Genomic DNA, 967 nt, shown 5'->3' on the forward strand with positions numbered 1-967 from the left:
ACGCGGGGCTGCCGGTGCGGCTGGTGCATGCCTCGCGGGGCAAATCTGCGCGGGCGGAGCCGGTTGCGGCCTTGTACGAAGCGGGGCGCGTGGCGCATCGCGGGGCTTTTCCGGCGCTGGAGGATCAGTTGTGCGGGATGTTGCTGGGGGGCGGCTATGCGGGGCCGGGGCGTTCTCCGGATCGGGCGGATGCCTGCGTCTGGGCGCTGACGGAGCTGATGCTGGGGAAGGCGCGGGCGGGTGCGGCGCGAGTGCGGGGGATGTGAGGGGCTGTGACTTAGGCGCTCCCCCTCCGTTCGTGCTGAGTAGAGGCTGAGCTTGTCGAAGTCTCGTATCGAAGCATGCGTCCAGGCAGTCCTTCGATACGCCATTTCGACTTCGCTCAATGGCTACTCAGGACGAATGGTTATTTGGAGGCGGACGCTCTTGAAGGACGTGGGGCGAGAGTGGTTGCCCCGAAGCGGAACCCCCTTGGGAGCCGGTCGTTTCTGTTGCGTGAAGTATTACTACGGAGTTGGTGTCATGAAGACCGCGAAATATATTGCCGCTGCCGTGGGCCTGTCGGTGATCGCGTCGCCGGTGCTGGCGGCGTCGCTCAACAGCAAGGAGCGCGCGCGAGTTGCGCGGGCGTCCGCGCGTGACCGGGACGAGGTGCGCTACTGCCTGCTCCAGGCGAAGAAGGGCCGCGACAAGGGCACGGTGATCGGCGCTGCCGGTGGCGCGGGCGTGGGTGCGCTGGCCGGTGGCAATCTGGGCGAGAGCCTGCTGGCGGGCGCCGCGGGCGCCGTTGCGGGCCGGGTGATCGGCAAAAGCGAGGGGACGAACTCGCGGTGCGACCGGGTGCTGGCGCGCAATCGGTGATTTGGGGTGAGGGGCTGACTTAGCGCCTCACCGACCGCGTGTCCTCTCCCACTGGAGAGGAAAAGGGGAGCATTTACATGAAATGGTTCGGCTTCAAGGCCGCGCA

General features: G+C 67.0%; 1 protein-coding gene and 1 pseudogene. Both read left to right on the top strand.

The genetic code is table 11. The features are described from left to right. A pseudogene (locus QHC67_RS18695) lies at nt 1–266 on the top strand (ATP-binding protein); the annotation flags it as partial. A gap of 256 nt (nt 267–522) precedes the next feature. Further along, the gene (locus QHC67_RS18700) at nt 523–861 is read left to right on the top strand and encodes a hypothetical protein (protein ID WP_319296663.1); all 339 of its coding nucleotides are present in this window, start codon (nt 523–525) and stop codon (nt 859–861) included. Nucleotides 862–967: the final 106 nt, after the last annotated feature.

It is taken from the genome of Sphingobium sp. (genome assembly GCF_033795625.1).
Lineage (GTDB): Bacteria > Pseudomonadota > Alphaproteobacteria > Sphingomonadales > Sphingomonadaceae > Sphingobium.